The 14355-nt window shown below is 67.5% G+C and carries 15 protein-coding genes and 1 pseudogene; 11 read left to right on the top strand and 5 right to left on the bottom strand.

Going from position 1 to position 14355, the window contains the following annotated elements:
• Positions 1 to 79: 79 nt before the first annotated feature.
• Both AB4Z42_RS01545 and AB4Z42_RS01540 read right to left on the bottom strand, forming a co-directional pair.
• On the bottom strand, positions 80 to 637 hold the full coding sequence (locus tag AB4Z42_RS01545) for a TetR/AcrR family transcriptional regulator (protein ID WP_442007361.1): 558 nt from the start codon (positions 635 to 637) through the stop codon (positions 80 to 82).
• A gap of 90 nt (positions 638 to 727) precedes the next feature.
• The gene (locus AB4Z42_RS01540) at positions 728 to 1717 is read right to left on the bottom strand and encodes a zinc-binding dehydrogenase (RefSeq protein ID WP_442007360.1); all 990 of its coding nucleotides are present in this window, start codon (positions 1715 to 1717) and stop codon (positions 728 to 730) included.
• Between the two features lie 166 nt (positions 1718 to 1883).
• Between AB4Z42_RS01540 and AB4Z42_RS01535 the strand changes: the two genes are divergently transcribed.
• The 4 genes from AB4Z42_RS01535 (at position 1884) to AB4Z42_RS01520 (ending at position 6201) form a co-directional block, all read left to right on the top strand.
• Complete coding sequence (locus AB4Z42_RS01535) at positions 1884 to 3239, top strand: hypothetical protein (RefSeq protein WP_442008077.1); 1356 nt, start codon at positions 1884 to 1886, stop codon at positions 3237 to 3239.
• A 122-nt stretch (positions 3240 to 3361) separates the two neighbouring features.
• Positions 3362 to 4636, top strand: a complete 1275-nt coding sequence (locus tag AB4Z42_RS01530) for a molybdopterin-dependent oxidoreductase (RefSeq protein ID WP_442008076.1) — start codon at positions 3362 to 3364, stop codon at positions 4634 to 4636.
• Between the two features lies 1 nt (position 4637).
• Positions 4638 to 5174 carry a hypothetical protein gene (locus AB4Z42_RS01525; protein WP_442007359.1) on the top strand — a complete coding sequence of 179 codons (537 nt, stop codon included), beginning with the start codon at positions 4638 to 4640 and terminating at the stop codon, positions 5172 to 5174.
• A 4-nt stretch (positions 5175 to 5178) separates the two neighbouring features.
• Positions 5179 to 6201: a hypothetical protein gene (locus AB4Z42_RS01520; protein ID WP_442007358.1), complete on the top strand. Its 1023-nt coding sequence runs from the start codon at positions 5179 to 5181 to the stop codon at positions 6199 to 6201.
• Positions 6202 to 6207: 6 nt separating this feature from the next.
• Here AB4Z42_RS01520 and AB4Z42_RS01515 read toward each other — a convergent pair whose 3' ends face one another.
• Genes AB4Z42_RS01515 through AB4Z42_RS01505 form a run of 3 tightly spaced genes read right to left on the bottom strand, consistent with a single transcriptional unit; the run spans position 6208 to position 8154 of the window.
• Entirely contained in the window at positions 6208 to 6837 is a 630-nt protein-coding gene (locus AB4Z42_RS01515; RefSeq protein WP_442007357.1) for a methyltransferase domain-containing protein, read from the bottom strand.
• 1 nt (position 6838) lies between these two features.
• Positions 6839 to 7504, bottom strand: coding sequence for a TIGR04282 family arsenosugar biosynthesis glycosyltransferase (locus AB4Z42_RS01510; RefSeq protein ID WP_442007356.1), 666 nt, complete (start codon positions 7502 to 7504; stop codon positions 6839 to 6841).
• Positions 7501 to 8154 (bottom strand): glycosyltransferase family 2 protein, encoded by a 654-nt coding sequence (locus tag AB4Z42_RS01505; protein ID WP_442007355.1) that lies wholly within the window; start codon positions 8152 to 8154, stop codon positions 7501 to 7503. Before AB4Z42_RS01505 ends, AB4Z42_RS01510 begins: the two co-directional genes overlap by 4 nt.
• A 101-nt stretch (positions 8155 to 8255) precedes the next feature.
• Between AB4Z42_RS01505 and AB4Z42_RS01500 the strand changes: the two genes are divergently transcribed.
• The 7 genes and pseudogenes from AB4Z42_RS01500 to AB4Z42_RS01470 all read left to right on the top strand — a co-directional run.
• On the top strand, positions 8256 to 8966 hold the full coding sequence (locus AB4Z42_RS01500; RefSeq protein WP_442007354.1) for a response regulator transcription factor: 711 nt from the start codon (positions 8256 to 8258) through the stop codon (positions 8964 to 8966).
• Complete coding sequence (locus tag AB4Z42_RS01495) at positions 8956 to 9981, top strand: sensor histidine kinase (protein ID WP_442007353.1); 1026 nt, start codon at positions 8956 to 8958, stop codon at positions 9979 to 9981. Before AB4Z42_RS01500 ends, AB4Z42_RS01495 begins: the two co-directional genes overlap by 11 nt.
• 84 nt (positions 9982 to 10065) lie before the next feature.
• Positions 10066 to 11367 (top strand): sensor histidine kinase, encoded by a 1302-nt coding sequence (locus AB4Z42_RS01490; RefSeq protein ID WP_442007352.1) that lies wholly within the window; start codon positions 10066 to 10068, stop codon positions 11365 to 11367.
• Positions 11364 to 12008, top strand: coding sequence for a response regulator transcription factor (locus AB4Z42_RS01485; protein WP_442008075.1), 645 nt, complete (start codon positions 11364 to 11366; stop codon positions 12006 to 12008). The genes AB4Z42_RS01490 and AB4Z42_RS01485 overlap by 4 nt, the downstream gene beginning before the upstream one ends.
• A 39-nt stretch (positions 12009 to 12047) precedes the next feature.
• On the top strand, positions 12048 to 12494 hold the full coding sequence (locus AB4Z42_RS01480) for a nitroreductase/quinone reductase family protein (protein ID WP_442007351.1): 447 nt from the start codon (positions 12048 to 12050) through the stop codon (positions 12492 to 12494).
• A gap of 72 nt (positions 12495 to 12566) precedes the next feature.
• Complete coding sequence (locus AB4Z42_RS01475; protein ID WP_442007350.1) at positions 12567 to 12989, top strand: hypothetical protein; 423 nt, start codon at positions 12567 to 12569, stop codon at positions 12987 to 12989.
• A gap of 191 nt (positions 12990 to 13180) precedes the next feature.
• Positions 13181 to 14311: pseudogene (locus AB4Z42_RS01470) on the top strand (Bcr/CflA family efflux MFS transporter); the annotation flags it as partial.
• Positions 14312 to 14355 lie beyond the last annotated feature (44 nt).

Raw genomic sequence — 14355 nt, 5'->3', positions numbered from 1 at the left:
TGTCACGCCTTCCGATAGTTATGGACCATTCAGTCAATAACTAGAGACGTACAACGCCGCGGAGTTATTCCGCGCTGCGTCAGGGGGTGGGAATGAGGTCGATCATCGACGCGGCCGCGGCCTTGAGCTGCGCCGGTTTCACACCGCCTTCGTGCAGCGCCTCCACCCCGCGCATGAATGACAGCAGGGTTCCGGCCAGCGCCTGCGGGTCGACTGCGGAAACGATGTCTCCGTCTCGCTGCGCTTCGGCGATGGTGTCGGCGAGTTCGGCACGCCATATCGACAAAGCGCGCTCGATCTTGTTCTCGACGTCGTCGTCGGTCGAACCGAGTTCGGCGGCCGTCCTGGCCATCATGCAGCCCCGCCTGGTCTCGTCGGTGGCGGCGGCGCTCGCCTGCCGGCGGATGTGGCGGACCAGCCGCTCGTAGGCGCGGTGCCCGGCGTCGTGCAACTGCGTATGGACGGTGTCGAGCGACAAGGTGATGTAGTCGTCGAGCGCTCTGATGAACAGCCCGTGCTTATCGCCGAACGCGCCGTACAGACTGCCCTTGCCAAGGCCGGTTGCCGCGGTTAGATCGTCGACGGAGGTCGCGCCGTAACCGCGTGTCCAGAACTCCTCGCGGGCTGCCGCAATCACGTCGGCTTCGTCGAATTTGCGAGGGCGGGGCACACTTCACAATACGCCCGTTATGGAACGATTATTCCGTAAAGGTTGCTCCGAAGTTGGTTAGGGCTTGATGGCCGCGCGCAGCTTGCCGTCCAGAGCGGGGGTGAGCGCCGACGCGATGGCGTCAAGACCGACGGGGTCGGCGACCATGGTCCGCCACGGATACGCCTCGAGCGTGCGCTCGAGGAACTTCACTGCGCGAGTGAGGTGGCGGGGTTCGTAGTTGTGGACGCCGGTGATGGTGAGCCATTGCCGAACCATCGTCTCCGGGCTGATCTCGATCCGCCTGCCCGGTATCACCGACCCCGCGAGCACCAGCACCCCTCCGGTGCCCAGGCGGGCGAACGCCGAATCGATCGCGTCCGAGGAGCCGGAGAAGTCGATCGCCGAGTCCACCGACCCGCCGCCGTCTGGCGTGCCACCGAACCGGCTGACCATCTCCAGCCGCTCCGGGTCGACGTCGGTGACCCGAACCCGCGCGCCCGCTTCGGCGAGTGCGGCCGCCGCTGTCAGCCCGAGCATGCCGGCCCCAATGACCAGAACTCGGCGCCCGGCGACATTACCCACGGCTTCCAGTGTTGCCATCACCGTCGCGGTCGCACACGCCGCAGGCGCGGCCACCTCGTCGGGCATCGCGTCGGGCACCTTCGCCATCGCCGTACCTTGTGGCAGCACAACGTGTTCCGCGTAGGCGCCGGACAGCGGCCAGTCGCCGTCGAAACGTTCATGGCCGACCTTGCGCACCGACGAACACTTCGCGGTGAACCCCGAACGGCAGCGTGCGCACTTGCCGCACGACACGGTGACCGACCACACCACACGGTCCCCCACCGCGATCGATCTGGTGCCGCCTGCGACGACGGTGCCGACGGCCTCGTGCCCCAGCACCGACGGGCACGGTGCACGACGGCGGCGCGTCACGGTATGCAGATCGCTTCCACACACCGTGGCAAGCTGCACCCGGACAAGGGTCTCGCCGTGGCCGAGTTCGGGCAGGTCGACGTTCAGCACGTCGACGCCGCTGCCCGTCCACACCGCGACACGCGTCACACCGATTGCCACACCCTCAGCGGTGGTGCAGACCACTGGGTTCCGACCGGAGAAACGGCAGATGAACAGCTGCTTTCCAGTTGGTCTCAACCGCACTGGGTATGGTCGGATCATTGTGCCGAACAGACGCAAAGACTCCCCTTCGCCGGCCTGTCGGGGCACATTTCTGTCTGCTCACGGAAAAAGTCTCATTGCGGTAGCCGCCGCGGTGGTGCTCGTCGTCGCGGCGTTCGTCGTACCGCATCTCCACCTCAGCGTGGTCACACCCCTGCTCAACGCGACCCCCGACCGCTTCTGGACCTTCGCCGCCACCTCGCCCGTCTTCGGCTGGTGGAATGCACACGTCGGATGGGGCACCATTCCCGCGATCGCCATCGGCGCCGCGGCGGTGGTGTGGGGACGGTCGGTGGCTGCGCGGCTGCCATGGCGCTGGGTGCCGTGGGTCACCTGGGCAACAGCATGCGCATGGGCGTTCTCCCTGGCGATGGTCGACGGCTGGGAGCGCGGCTTCGCGGGCCGGCTGACCGCTCGCCACGAGTACCTGCGCCAAGTGCCGACCATCACGGACATCCCGGAAACACTGCACACGTTCTCCAGGAGAATCCTCGACTACCAACCGGATTCGTGGATCACCCACGTGTCCGGTCATCCGCCGGGTGCGCTGCTGTCCTTCGTCTGGCTGGACCGCATCGGGCTCGGTGGGGGCGCATGGGCTGGGCTGCTGTGCCTGCTCGTCGGTTCCAGCGCGGCGGCCGCGATCGTCGTGGCGACACGCTCGTTGGCCGACGAGAACGTCGCGCGGATGGCGGCGCCCTTCGTTGCCGTTGCGCCGACGGCGATCTGGATCGCGGTGTCCGCGGACGGTTACTTCGCCGGGGTCGCTGCGTGGGGTATCGCAATGCTGGCGTTGGCGGTTCGGCGCACTACCCGATGGCCGCTGCCGGCGGCCGTCGTCGCCGGGCTGCTGTTGGGCTGGGGCATCTTCCTGAACTACGGCCTGGCGCTGATGGCGATTCCCGCGCTGGCTGTGCTGCTCAGCGCGGCGGGCTGGCGCGCGGCGTTGCGGGCGTTCGTCCCCGCGGCGATCGCGGCGCTGGCTGTCGTCGCGGTGTTCGTCGCGGCGGGCTTCTGGTGGTTCGACGGCTACACGCTTGTGCAGGAACGCTATTGGCAGGGCATCGCCAGTGAACGTCCTTTCCAGTACTGGTCGTGGGCCAACTTCGCGTCGGTGGTGTGTGCCGTCGGGTTCGGAAGCGTGGCAGGCATCGCCCACATCTTCGACCGGGCCGCGATCAGAGTCCGATCGGGTCTGCACCTGGTCGTGTTGGGCGCACTGGTCGCGATCGTTTTCGCGGATCTCTCCATGCTCAGCAAGGCTGAAACGGAACGGATCTGGCTGCCGTTCACGATCTGGCTCACCGCTGCCGGGGCGCTACTACCCCCGCGCTCACAGAAATGGTGGCTCGCCGTCAACGTCGTCGGAGCGCTGCTGTTGAACCACGTGATTCTGACGAACTGGTAACGCTTGGGGCCTAAGGCCACACCACCACTCGTGACCAGTGGATCCTGTATCTAGTGCGCGAGAAGGAGACCTCCGACGACCGGGAGCCGACCGAAGCAGACGGTTATGGCTTTCCGGCACCGTTGTGGCGCGCACTGGACCGGTACGCACCTCCCGGCGTGAAGTCGCAGCGCTGGCGTAGCCCGCTGCGCGGTCTGTGGCTGACATCCGTGCTGGGCTCGGTGCTGCTGATCGCGTTGCCGATCGTCACCGTCACGGGATTGCTGTCCTACATCGCGTACGGGCCGCAGTTCGGCCAGGCGATTCCGGGCGACGTCGGCTGGCTCAAGTTACCGACATTCGATTGGCCTGCCGAACCCTCCTGGCTGTACCGGCTCAACCAGGGCCTGCACGTCGGGCTGGGCCTGGTGCTGATCCCGATCGTGCTGGCCAAACTGTGGTCGGTGATTCCACGTCTGTTCGCATGGCCACCATCACGGTCGATCGCGCAAGTGCTGGAACGTGTTTCGCTGCTGATGCTGGTCGGTGGGATTCTGTTCGAGATCGTCACCGGCGTGCTGAACATCCAGTACGACTACATCTTCGGGTTCAGCTTCTACACCGCGCACTACTACGGGGCATGGGTCTTCATCGCGGGCTTCGTCGTGCACATCGCGATCAAGATTCCGCGGATGTGGACCGGTCTGCGGTCGATGTCGCTGAGGCAGGTGTTGCGCACGCCCCGCGCGCAAACTCGTCCCGAACCCTACGAACCGGATGGCCTCGTCGCGGCCGACCCCACACCGCCGACGATGAGCCGCCGCGGTGCGCTCGCACTCGTCGGCGGCGGCGCAGCGTTCGTGGCGGCGATCACCGCGGGCCAGACCATCGGCGGCTGGACGCGTCATGCCGCGCTGCTGTTGCCGCGGGGGCGCACTCACGACAGCGGGCCCAACGACTTCCAGGTCAATCGCACGGCGGCCGCCGCGCGGATCACACCCGAGCTGACCGGTGACCGCTGGCGGCTCACGCTGACCGGCGGACCAGCGCCGGTGGTGCTCGACCGTGCCGCCCTGACCGCGATGACACAGCACACGGCCCGCCTGCCGATCGCGTGCGTCGAGGGTTGGTCGACCACCGAGACATGGACCGGAGTACCGCTGCGCGACCTGGCGCGGCTGGCGGGGGTGGACGAGCCGACGTCGGCGTTCGTGCAGTCTGTGGAGCGCCGCAGCGGGTTCAACCGCGCCACGCTGCAGGCGAACCAGGTGATGCATGCGGATTCGCTTCTGGCGCTGCGGGTCAACGACGCAGACCTGTCGCCCGACCACGGGTTCCCGGCCCGGATAATCGTCCCGGCGCTGCCCGGCGTGCACAACACCAAGTGGGTCGCGTCCATCGACTTCAGGGCCGGCTGACATGCCAAACACACTGGCCCGCTTCCGCGACGTCTACGGTTCGCATCCGCTGCACCTCTTGACGCTGGTCGCCGGATTCGCGTTGTTCGGCTATGTGCTGGCGACGGTCAAGCCAACGACGCTGTGGAACACACACACCTGGTGGCAGTCGATCGTGGTGTGGTTCGCCGTCGCGATCATCGCCCACGACCTCCTGCTGTTCCCGGTGTATGCACTCTTCGACCGGATGTTGTCGTCGGCCGACGGTATTCGGAAGCGCCCGATGGCCGTGCCGTTCGTCAACTACCTACGGCTGCCGCTGATGGGATCCGCGCTTACCTTCCTGATGTTTTTGCCGGGAATCATCGAGCAGGGCGCTCCGGCCTATCTGGCGGCGACCGGCCAGACCCAGGAGCCGTTCCTGGGACGGTGGCTGCTCCTCACCGCGGCGATGTTCGCAGCCAGCGCGGTTGCCTTCGCGATCCGGCTGCTGATCGCCCGGGTGAAATCTGTTGGCGCGCAGGAAGGGACGACGGCAGTTGCCGAATCGACGGGCTGAGGCGATGGCGTTGATCGCCGTGGCCGTGATCGTGGCGGGCTGCGGCGGCACCGGGACACCGGAACAGACCTCCGCGTCGTCGTCGACGCCGGTGCCTCCCGCCGAGCCGGCGCCGGCCGGCACACCGACGGTGGCGCCGACCGGCAACGTTATGCCGATCACCAGCGGGCCCGAGGGCATCGTCATAGGCACCTCGGGAATCGCGGCGATCGCCGTGCGCAATCCCGCGGGCGTCGTGCTGGTAGACAGCCGAACCGGTGTCGTCCGCCAGACCATCCGGATGGACGGAGCTGCACGGCATTTGAGCCTTGCCGGTCTCGACGGGCCGGTGTTGGTCCCGCTGGAGTCCTCCAACGAGCTGGTCGAGATGAGCCTTGCCGACGGCACGGTGCTGTCGACCACCACCGGCGTCGGGCGCCAGCCTCACGATGCGGTGCGCACCTCCGACGGAACCATCGTCGTCACCAACGAGAGGGGCGGTGGCGTGGTCTTCGTGCGGGACGGGGCCGTCGTCGGGTCAGTGCCCGCAGGTCCGCCACAACCGGGTGGCGCCGCGGCCGTCGGAAAGTACGCGGCCGTGGCCGATGTCCAGGGCAACGGCGTGTGGGTCTACGACGGATCGAGCCGGGAGCAGGTGGCGCAGCGACAGGTCGGGACCAAGCTGACACACGCCGTGGCGTTGTCCGACGATCTCGCGGCGTTCGCCGACACCGATGGCGGCGCAGTGCTCATTGAACGCATTGACCCGCAGATCACCGAGGTCGCGAAGGTCGACTCACCGGGTAAGCCGTACGGCCTCGCGTATGACCCCGCCCGTCGACGGCTCTTCGTCACCCTGACCGCCACCAATCAGTTGCAGGTGATCGATATGGCCGATCCGGCGAGGCCCCGGATCGCCGGTCTCGTGCCGACCGTGCAGCAGCCTAATTCGGTTGCAGTGGAACCTCGTTCGGGATCAGTGCTTGTCACCGGCACCCGACAGGACGGATCCCTGCAGATCATCGCGCCGGAGCAGATACCCCGCTGATCCGCACTAGGGCAGGGCCAGCGTCGCCACCACCCGCCTGCCGATCGTGTGCATGCCCGTCATCACCAGACCCGCGTCCTTGGCGAGTGAGGCCGCCGAGTCGATGCCGACCAGGGCCCACCGGAACCAGGGCCCGACCGTTCGGGGCGACTCGAGTCTCACCCAACTGGTGCGGATACCCGTTGCCACCGGTTCGAATTCGGCGATGCACCGCCCGCCTCGGTTCAACAGCTCAGCCGATCGCCGAAGCACCCGCAGCGGGTCGCCGCCCAAGCCCACGTTGCCGTCGGCCAGCAGGACGGTGTGCCACCGCCCGGTCGCGGGGAGGGTGTCGAACACGTCGCGCCGAATGGCCGGCGCGCCGCTGCGGCGGGCCAGTCCGACGGCGGTCGCGGACTGGTCGACACCGAGCGCGGGTACGCCGCGACGAACAAGTTCGGTGACCAATCGACCGGGGCCACAGCCCAAATCGATGGTCGGCCCACTGCACATCCCGACCACGGCGGTGTCGAACTGGCTGTCGGCGTCGCGCCCGCCGAGCCAGCGCCGCACCGGAAGATTGCTCACCTCGCCGTTGTCCCGCCTGATCCAACACCGTTCGCCGTCGAGTGCGCAGTCGTAGAGGTTGCCAAGCATGTCAGTTGCTCACCGTCCGCACGGCGCGGGCGAACCGGCTGTCGGTGGCGCACACCTGTCGCACCGGCTCGATGTCGTCAATCGTGTCGACGTCCGCAAGTTCGGCCACCAGGCGGACGCGAAATCCCTTCGCCTGCAACGCCGCCAGGGTGAGCGCACCGGTGTCGGGCCGCGACATGGGCACCTCCCTGATGCAGTCGGCCATCGACGCTTCCGAAACGCCCAAAACCCACCATCCTCCGTCGGCGGCCAGTCCCAGCACCGCATCGGTTTCCGACAATTCCTGTGCGCATTCGGTGAGCATCTCGGCAGAGACCTGCGGTGTGTCCATCCCGATCTGGAGCACTGTCCGAAGGCCCGCCGCGGCTGCCGCGTCGAGGTGGGCGTTGGCGAGCCGGTCGGCGAAATCGTCTCCGCGCTGCGGCACCACCGTAAACGCCTCGAGACGACCGCGGATCTCCTGCGACGCACAGGCGGCATCGAGATCTCCGGTCATCGCCACCACCCGCTGCTGAACGGGTGCGGCGGCGACCGCGTCGAGCGTGTCCAGAAGCGCGGCCGCGGCGATGTCGGCGGCCGCCCGGTCACCGATCGCAGCGGCCAACCGTGTCTTGGCCAGTCCGGGCACGGGCGCCTTGGCGACCACCAGCGCCGCCACCGGGATCACGAAATCACCCGCCAGAAGTCCACTGCCGCGATCACACTGCCGCGCAGGGAACCGCTGACCTTGGATCGTCCGCCTGTGCGCGGACCGTAGTCGACATCGCGTTCGACGATCTGCCAGCCCGCGGCGGCGGCCCGCACCAGCAGCTCCAGCGGATATCCGGACCTGCGATCCTGCACGCCGAGTCCCAACAACGCGTCTCGGTGCACGACCCGCATCGGCGCGATGTCGTGCACGGGCAGGCCGTGTTTGCTTCGCAGCCGCCAACACACGGCGGCGTTGCCGGCACGCGCATGCCACGGCCACTTCAGTCCGCTGACGGCACGCCGCCGTCCGACCGCCATATCCGCGCCGCGTTCCAGATCGTCAACCAGTTCCGGCAGGTCACGCGGGTCCAGGGAGCCGTCGCCGTCGATGACCGCGACGATGGGCGTCGACGCCGCAACCACCCCGGCGTGCACCGCCGAACCGTAGCCAGGGCGGGCTTCGGTGACCACGACCGCGCCGTGCCGGCGCGCGACATCGGCGGTGTCGTCGGTGCTGTTGTTGTCCACCACAAGCGGTCGGTAGCCCGCAGGCATCGCGGCCAGCACGCCCGGCAGCGACGCCGCCTCGTTCAGACACGGAAGCACCACCGTGACGGAACAAGGCATGACCTGAGGCTAACCAGTCCCGCAAGTGCTCAACCGGGTGATTCGTGACGAATCAATGACGTCGACGCAGGTCGTAGGCCATACCGGGCTAACCTCGGAGTGTGACGCGGGTGCTTATCGCTGACGACGACACCGTCGTGCGCGATGTCGTGCGCCGGTATCTGGAGCGCGACGGCCTCGACGTGTCCATCGCGCACGACGGAAAAGAGGCGCTGCGCCTGCTCGGCTCGCAGCGGATCGACGTCGCGGTGCTCGACGTGATGATGCCCGGTCCGGACGGTCTGACGCTGTGCCGAACCCTGCGGCAGCGCGGCGACTACACGATTCCGGTGATCCTGCTGACCGCTCTCGGTGAGGAGGACGACCGCATCGCAGGGCTGGAGGCGGGCGCCGACGACTATCTGACCAAGCCGTTCAGCCCCCGCGAACTGGCGCTGCGGGTGCGCTCGGTGCTGCGCCGCGCACCTACGCCGACGGGCCCCATGGCACTCGACATCACCGTCGGCGATCTCGTCGTGTCGACGGCGTCGCGGGCTGTGACGGTCGCCGGACATCCGGTGTCGCTGACCAACCGCGAATTCGACCTGTTGGTCTTCTTCCTGACCCACACCGACACGGTCTTCTCCCGCGAGGAACTGCTGAAACAGGTGTGGCGCTGGGACTTCGGCGATCTGTCCACGGTGACCGTCCATGTGAAACGGCTGCGGTCCAAGCTCGGAGCCGAGCATCGGGTCCAGACCGTCTGGGGCCGTGGGTACCTGTGGAGCAGCGACGGGCGTCCGCACGAAGAGCTCAAGACTCGTGCCGAATAACTTATGGGAGATCGCCTGGTGGGCGCTCGCCTGTTCGGCACCGGTGGTGCTTGCCGGCGCGATCATCATCCGGTTGGCTCGGTCGTGGTCGTTGGCGGTCAGCATGGTGGCCCTGGTCCTCATCCCTGTGCTGGCGACGTTCAGCGGGGTGCTCGGCGCCAGCGGATTCATGCTCACCGAGACGTTCGAGCAGACGGCCGTCGTGCTGGTGATCGTCTCGGTGGTGACGATCCCTGCGGCGGTGATGCTGGCGCGCTACCAGGCCCGACGCACCGTGTGGGAGCAGGAGATCCGCGACTCCGAACGGGCTGCCGAACAATCGCGCAGGCGCCTGGTGGCGTTCGTGAGCCACGATCTGCGCACGCCGCTTGCGGGCATCCGGGCGGTGTCCGAGGCGATCGCCGACGGCGTGGTTCCCGAGGCCGAGGTCCAGGTGCACGCCAAAACGATTGAGCAGGAATCGATTCGGCTCGCCGAGATGGTCGACGACCTGTTCGAGATGTCGAAGATCAACGCGGGTGCGGTGCAACCCGCGTTCGACAGGGTGGCACTGGACGAAGTCGTCGACGACGTCGTTGCCGCGCACCGGATAGCCGCCGAACGCGCCGGTGTGCACCTGGTTGCCGAGTTGCCCTCGAGGCCGGTGCGGGTGGTCGGAAGCGACCGGGCACTGGTGCGGGTGCTGTCGAACCTGGTGGCCAACGCGATCGCGCACACACCAGAAGGTGGCCGGGTCTCGCTGGCGCTCGGCGCCGATGAGAACGGTGCATGGGCCCGCGTCGACGACACCGGCGTCGGGATTTCCGAGGCGGACCTGCCCCGGGTGTTCGACGTCGCATATCGCGGCTCCAATGACCGTGTGCCGCGAGCGGATTCGTCGCTGCCCAGCGGGTCGGGGCTGGGTCTGGCCATTGCGGCCGGTCTGGTGCAGGCCCACCGCGGCACGCTGTCGGCACACAACCTCGGCACCGGTGCACGCTTCGAGGTGCGGTTGCCGCTGGCGGCTGCCGACTAGTCCACAGCGGTAGGGACAGCCCTACCGTCGATCGGGCGGCACGCCGGATGGGTCGGAACCCCACACTTGCTTAGTGTGAACGACATGACCGCCACCCTCACGATGGCCGGACCCGCGACACCCGAACACTACGGACGAATCCGGCGGCTTGCCGGCGACACCGGCTACCTGCTCGGCGCATTCCCGTTGGCGGTCGCGGGCTTCAGCGTCATCGTGACGGGGCTGTCGGCCGGAGTCGGGCTATTGATCGTCGTCGTCGGTGTGCCCGTCCTCGCCGTCACCGTGCTGGCCGCCCGCCTGTTCGCCGACATCGAGCGGCTGCGTATCCCCGCGGTGCTGCACCGGCCGCGCGCCCGGCCGACCTACCGGATATCCGAAGCGGGCGAAGGTATTTGGAGACGCATCACCTCGCCGCTGGCGCAGAGTCAGGGTTGGCTCGACGTCGCGCATGCGCTGCTGTTCTTCCCGATAGCGACGGCTACCTTCTGCGTCGTCGTCTCATGGTGGACGGCGGCGATCGGCGGTACCTTGACCGTCGCGTGGGACTGGAGCATTCCGCGGGGCCCGGAGAACCACTCCCTCGCCGAGTTGATCGGGCTCGGCGACAGCACCTTCGCCAGAATCGGCTTCCAAACGGTGGTCGGGTTGGTGTGTCTGGTGACGCTTCCGGCGGTGGTTCGGTTCTGTGCACTCGCGCAGGCCGGATTCAGCCGCATCCTGTTGACCGGGGTGGCCGAGATGCGTCAGACGATCACGGTGCTGACGGATCAGAAGGCCGCGGCGGTGTCGGCGGAGGCGACGGCGCTGCGAAAGCTGGAGCGGGACATGCACGACGGTCCGCAGCAGCGGCTCGTGCGGCTGGCGATCGACCTGAGCCGTGCCCAGAAACAGCTCGACACCGACCCGGAGGCGCTGCGGGAAACCTTGGCCGATGCAATCACTCAGACCCGGGAGACGCTGGACGAACTGCGCGCGCTGTCCCGCGGGATCGCGCCACCGGTGCTCGCCGACCGCGGCCTGCCCAGCGCTCTGGCCGCCGTCGCCGGCCGGTGCACGGTCCCTGTCGAATTGGTGGTCGACGAGGATCTCGGTCTGCCGAAGGGCCGGCTCGATCCGGCCGTCGAGAACACCGCGTACTTCACCGTGTCCGAAGCGCTGACCAATGTCGCCAAGCACAGCGGGGCCGCGAACTGCTGGGTGACGGTCGCCAACGGCCCCGGCCGGCTGGCGGTGCAGATCGTCGACGATGGCGTCGGCGGAGCGCATGTCGCCAAGGGACACGGGCTGAGCGGGCTGGCCGACCGTGTCCACTCCACCGGCGGTGAGTTCAGGGTCACCAGCCCGGCGGGTGGTCCGACCGAGATCAGGGCGGAGTTGCCGTGTTGAGAGTCGTGGTGGCTGACGACTCGGTCCTGCTGCGAGAGGGTCTTGTCCGGCTGTTGACGGAAAACGGCCACGACGTGGTCGCGGCGGTCTCCGACGGACCCTCACTGGTGACCGCCGTGGAGCAGCACGCCCCTGACGTCTCGGTCGTGGACGTGCGGATGCCGCCGTCGCACACCGATGAGGGCCTGCGGGCCGCGGTCGAGGCCCGTCACCGCGTCCCCGGATCGCCGGTGTTGGTGCTGTCCCAATACGTCGAGCTGTCCTACGCCGACGACCTGCTGGCCGACCGTGGCGGCGGTGTCGGCTACCTGCTGAAGGACCGCGTCGCGGCTGTCGCCGAGTTCCTCGACGCACTGGACCGCGTCGCGTCCGGCGGGATGGTGCTCGACCCCGAGGTCGTCGGCCAGCTGTTGGTGCGCCGTCGCCGCGACGATCCGCTGAAGGAGCTGACCCCACGCGAGCGCGAAGTACTGGCACTGATGGCCGAGGGTCGGTCCAACATCAACATCGGCCGCACCCTGGTGCTCGCAGACAGCTCGGTCGAAAAGCATGTGCGCAACATCTTCACCAAGCTGACGCTGCCGCCCGACCTGGAACAGAACCGCCGGGTGTTGGCGGTCCTGGCCTACCTGAGCGCCTGATCTTGTATTTGAGTGATCACTCAACTATGGTGACTGACCATGGCCACCAAGAGCGCGGACAAGGCACGGCGCAAGTTCAAGTTCGAGCGGAGCATGGGTCGCATCCTGATGAATCCCGTGGTCGCTGCGCTCGACCGCGTCGGCATCCGGCCATCCCTGGTGGTCGAACTCGAGACCGTCGGCCGCAAGTCGGGAGAACCCCGCCGGGTGCCGTTGGCAGGCCGCCTCGATGGCAACGACCTCTGGGTCATCTCCCAGCACGGGCAGCGCGCAGGCTGGGCCTACAACATCGCCGCCAACCCGAACGTACGTGTCCGGGTGAACAACCAATGGCGCACCGGCACAGCAACTTTCGAGGTCAATGACGACGTACGAGCCCGCGCCCGCAGCTTCGGCGGCAACGGCAGGGTCAGCCGGTCAGCGACGGCGTTGACGATGCGCGCCATGGAGAGCGACCCGATTTCGGTGCGTATCACCTTCGAGTAGGTCTGTTGCCTCTGAGTTTCGAGCCGATGGGGGTGGGTAGTCCCAACCGGTCGGGAGGAAACAGGAGGAACTGTGAACAAGCAGGTGAAAACGGCAGTCGCCATGTTCGGCGGCGCGACCGCGATGGTGTTGATGGTGGGCTGTGGCGGTGGCGATGAAGGTGGATCGTCCAGCACCAGCAGCACGACGAAGACGACTTCGTCGACGACAACGACGACGGCTCCCGCCACGACGACCGCGCCTGGTGGCACTGGCACGGTTCCTGGCGGCCCCACCGGCGGTGGCGGCGCAGACGGTGGCGGCGGAGCCGTACCGGGCGGACCAACCGGCAGCGGCGGTCCCGGTGGCGGGGGCGGCACGATTCCCGGTGGACCCTCCGGTGGCGGCGGTCCCGGCGGAGGCAGCGGCAGCATCCCCGGCGGCCCCTCAGGCGGCGGCGGTCCGGGCGGCGGGGGCGGTTGTGTTCCCGGCGTGGGCTGCATCGAAGTCCCCTAGCCCGTACTGACCGACACCGAGTGTCGGGTTATGTCACGCGATCACCCGGTCACTGTGTACAAACCCGACACTCGGTATTCGGTGACGGACGACTGAGGCGCCTGTCCCCCGATCGGGGTACCGCAGGTTCCTCCGTCTGCCCCGCTCATCAGCGGACATACAACGATCTCGTCGCACCGAATAGTCGTTGTATGACCATCCAACGACCCCCCGAGGTCGGCCCGCGAATTACGGCAGACCGCCGCATCGTGGCCATTCTGCTGCTGGTTATTCCGCTGAGTCAGATCGGGCTCGACGTCTACGCGCCTGCGCTTCCGCGGATGGCGATCGAATTCGCGGCATCGAATGCGATCGTGCAGAACACCGTGACCGCCTACATCCTCGGGATGAGTTTGGCGTTCATCCCGATCGGGTTGATCGCTGATGCGGTGGGGCGTAAGCGAGTACTGCTCGCCGGTGCCGGACTGTTGTGCCTGACAAGCATCGGATGCGCGCTCGCGAACAGTCTCACCGTGCTTCTCGGTGTGCGATTCATACAGGGTGTCGGTGCGAGTGCGTGCCTCCTCATGGCTGCTGCGATCGCCGCCGACTGCTTCAGCGGTGCCAAGCTGGTTTCGGTGATGGGCGTGTTGGGGGCGGCGTGGGGGGCGGCGCCCGTAATGGCGCCGGCCGTAGGCGGATTCGTCGTTCAGCACGGCTCATGGCGCCTGGTGTTTGCGCTCTTCGCCGTGGCCGTGGCGGCGGTGGCAGTGCTCGTCGCGAAGGCACTGCCCGAGACGCTCGACGAGAATCACCGCTCACCCGTCGATCCGCGGGCGGCGATACGGGTGCTCGGTGAGGCATTACGACACCGCGTTTTTCTCGGTTTCGTCGTGATGTTCGGATTGATAGGCGCAGCACAAATGGTGTTCGGCGTCGTCGGCCCATTCCTCTACGAGGGTCGTCTCGGGTTCTCGCCTGCCGCATACGGTTTGGTTGCGTTGGTGATCGGGGCCGCAAATCTGGCCGGTGAATTGGCCTGCGGCGGTCTGGCGCAACGCACCACGACCCGCCGGCTGGCACTGGGCGCCTCGAGCGTGATGATGCTCGGCGCGGTGACGCTCGTCGTGTCGGCCGAGACCGTCGGCGTGCACGCGTGGATCATCACGGTCGGCGCGGCATTGGTGCTGTGCGGGATCGGGGTACTGGATCCCCAGAGCAAGGGTCTGGCGATGGGCGTCTTCAATCGCAACATCGGGTTGATCGGCGGCCTGGTCAACACCTGCTGCTACCTGATCGTGAGCATGGCCATGGGATTGATGGCCTACCTTCCTGAGACAACCCAAGCCCCGCTCGGTTGGTATTACGTCGCCGCAGGGGTGGCCTT

It is taken from the genome of Mycobacterium sp. 2YAF39 (assembly GCF_052114565.1).
In the GTDB taxonomy this organism is placed as follows: Bacteria; Actinomycetota; Actinomycetes; order Mycobacteriales; family Mycobacteriaceae; genus Mycobacterium.
Note: the sequence above shows the minus strand (reverse complement) of the source record. Positions and strands in the feature narration are given on the sequence as shown.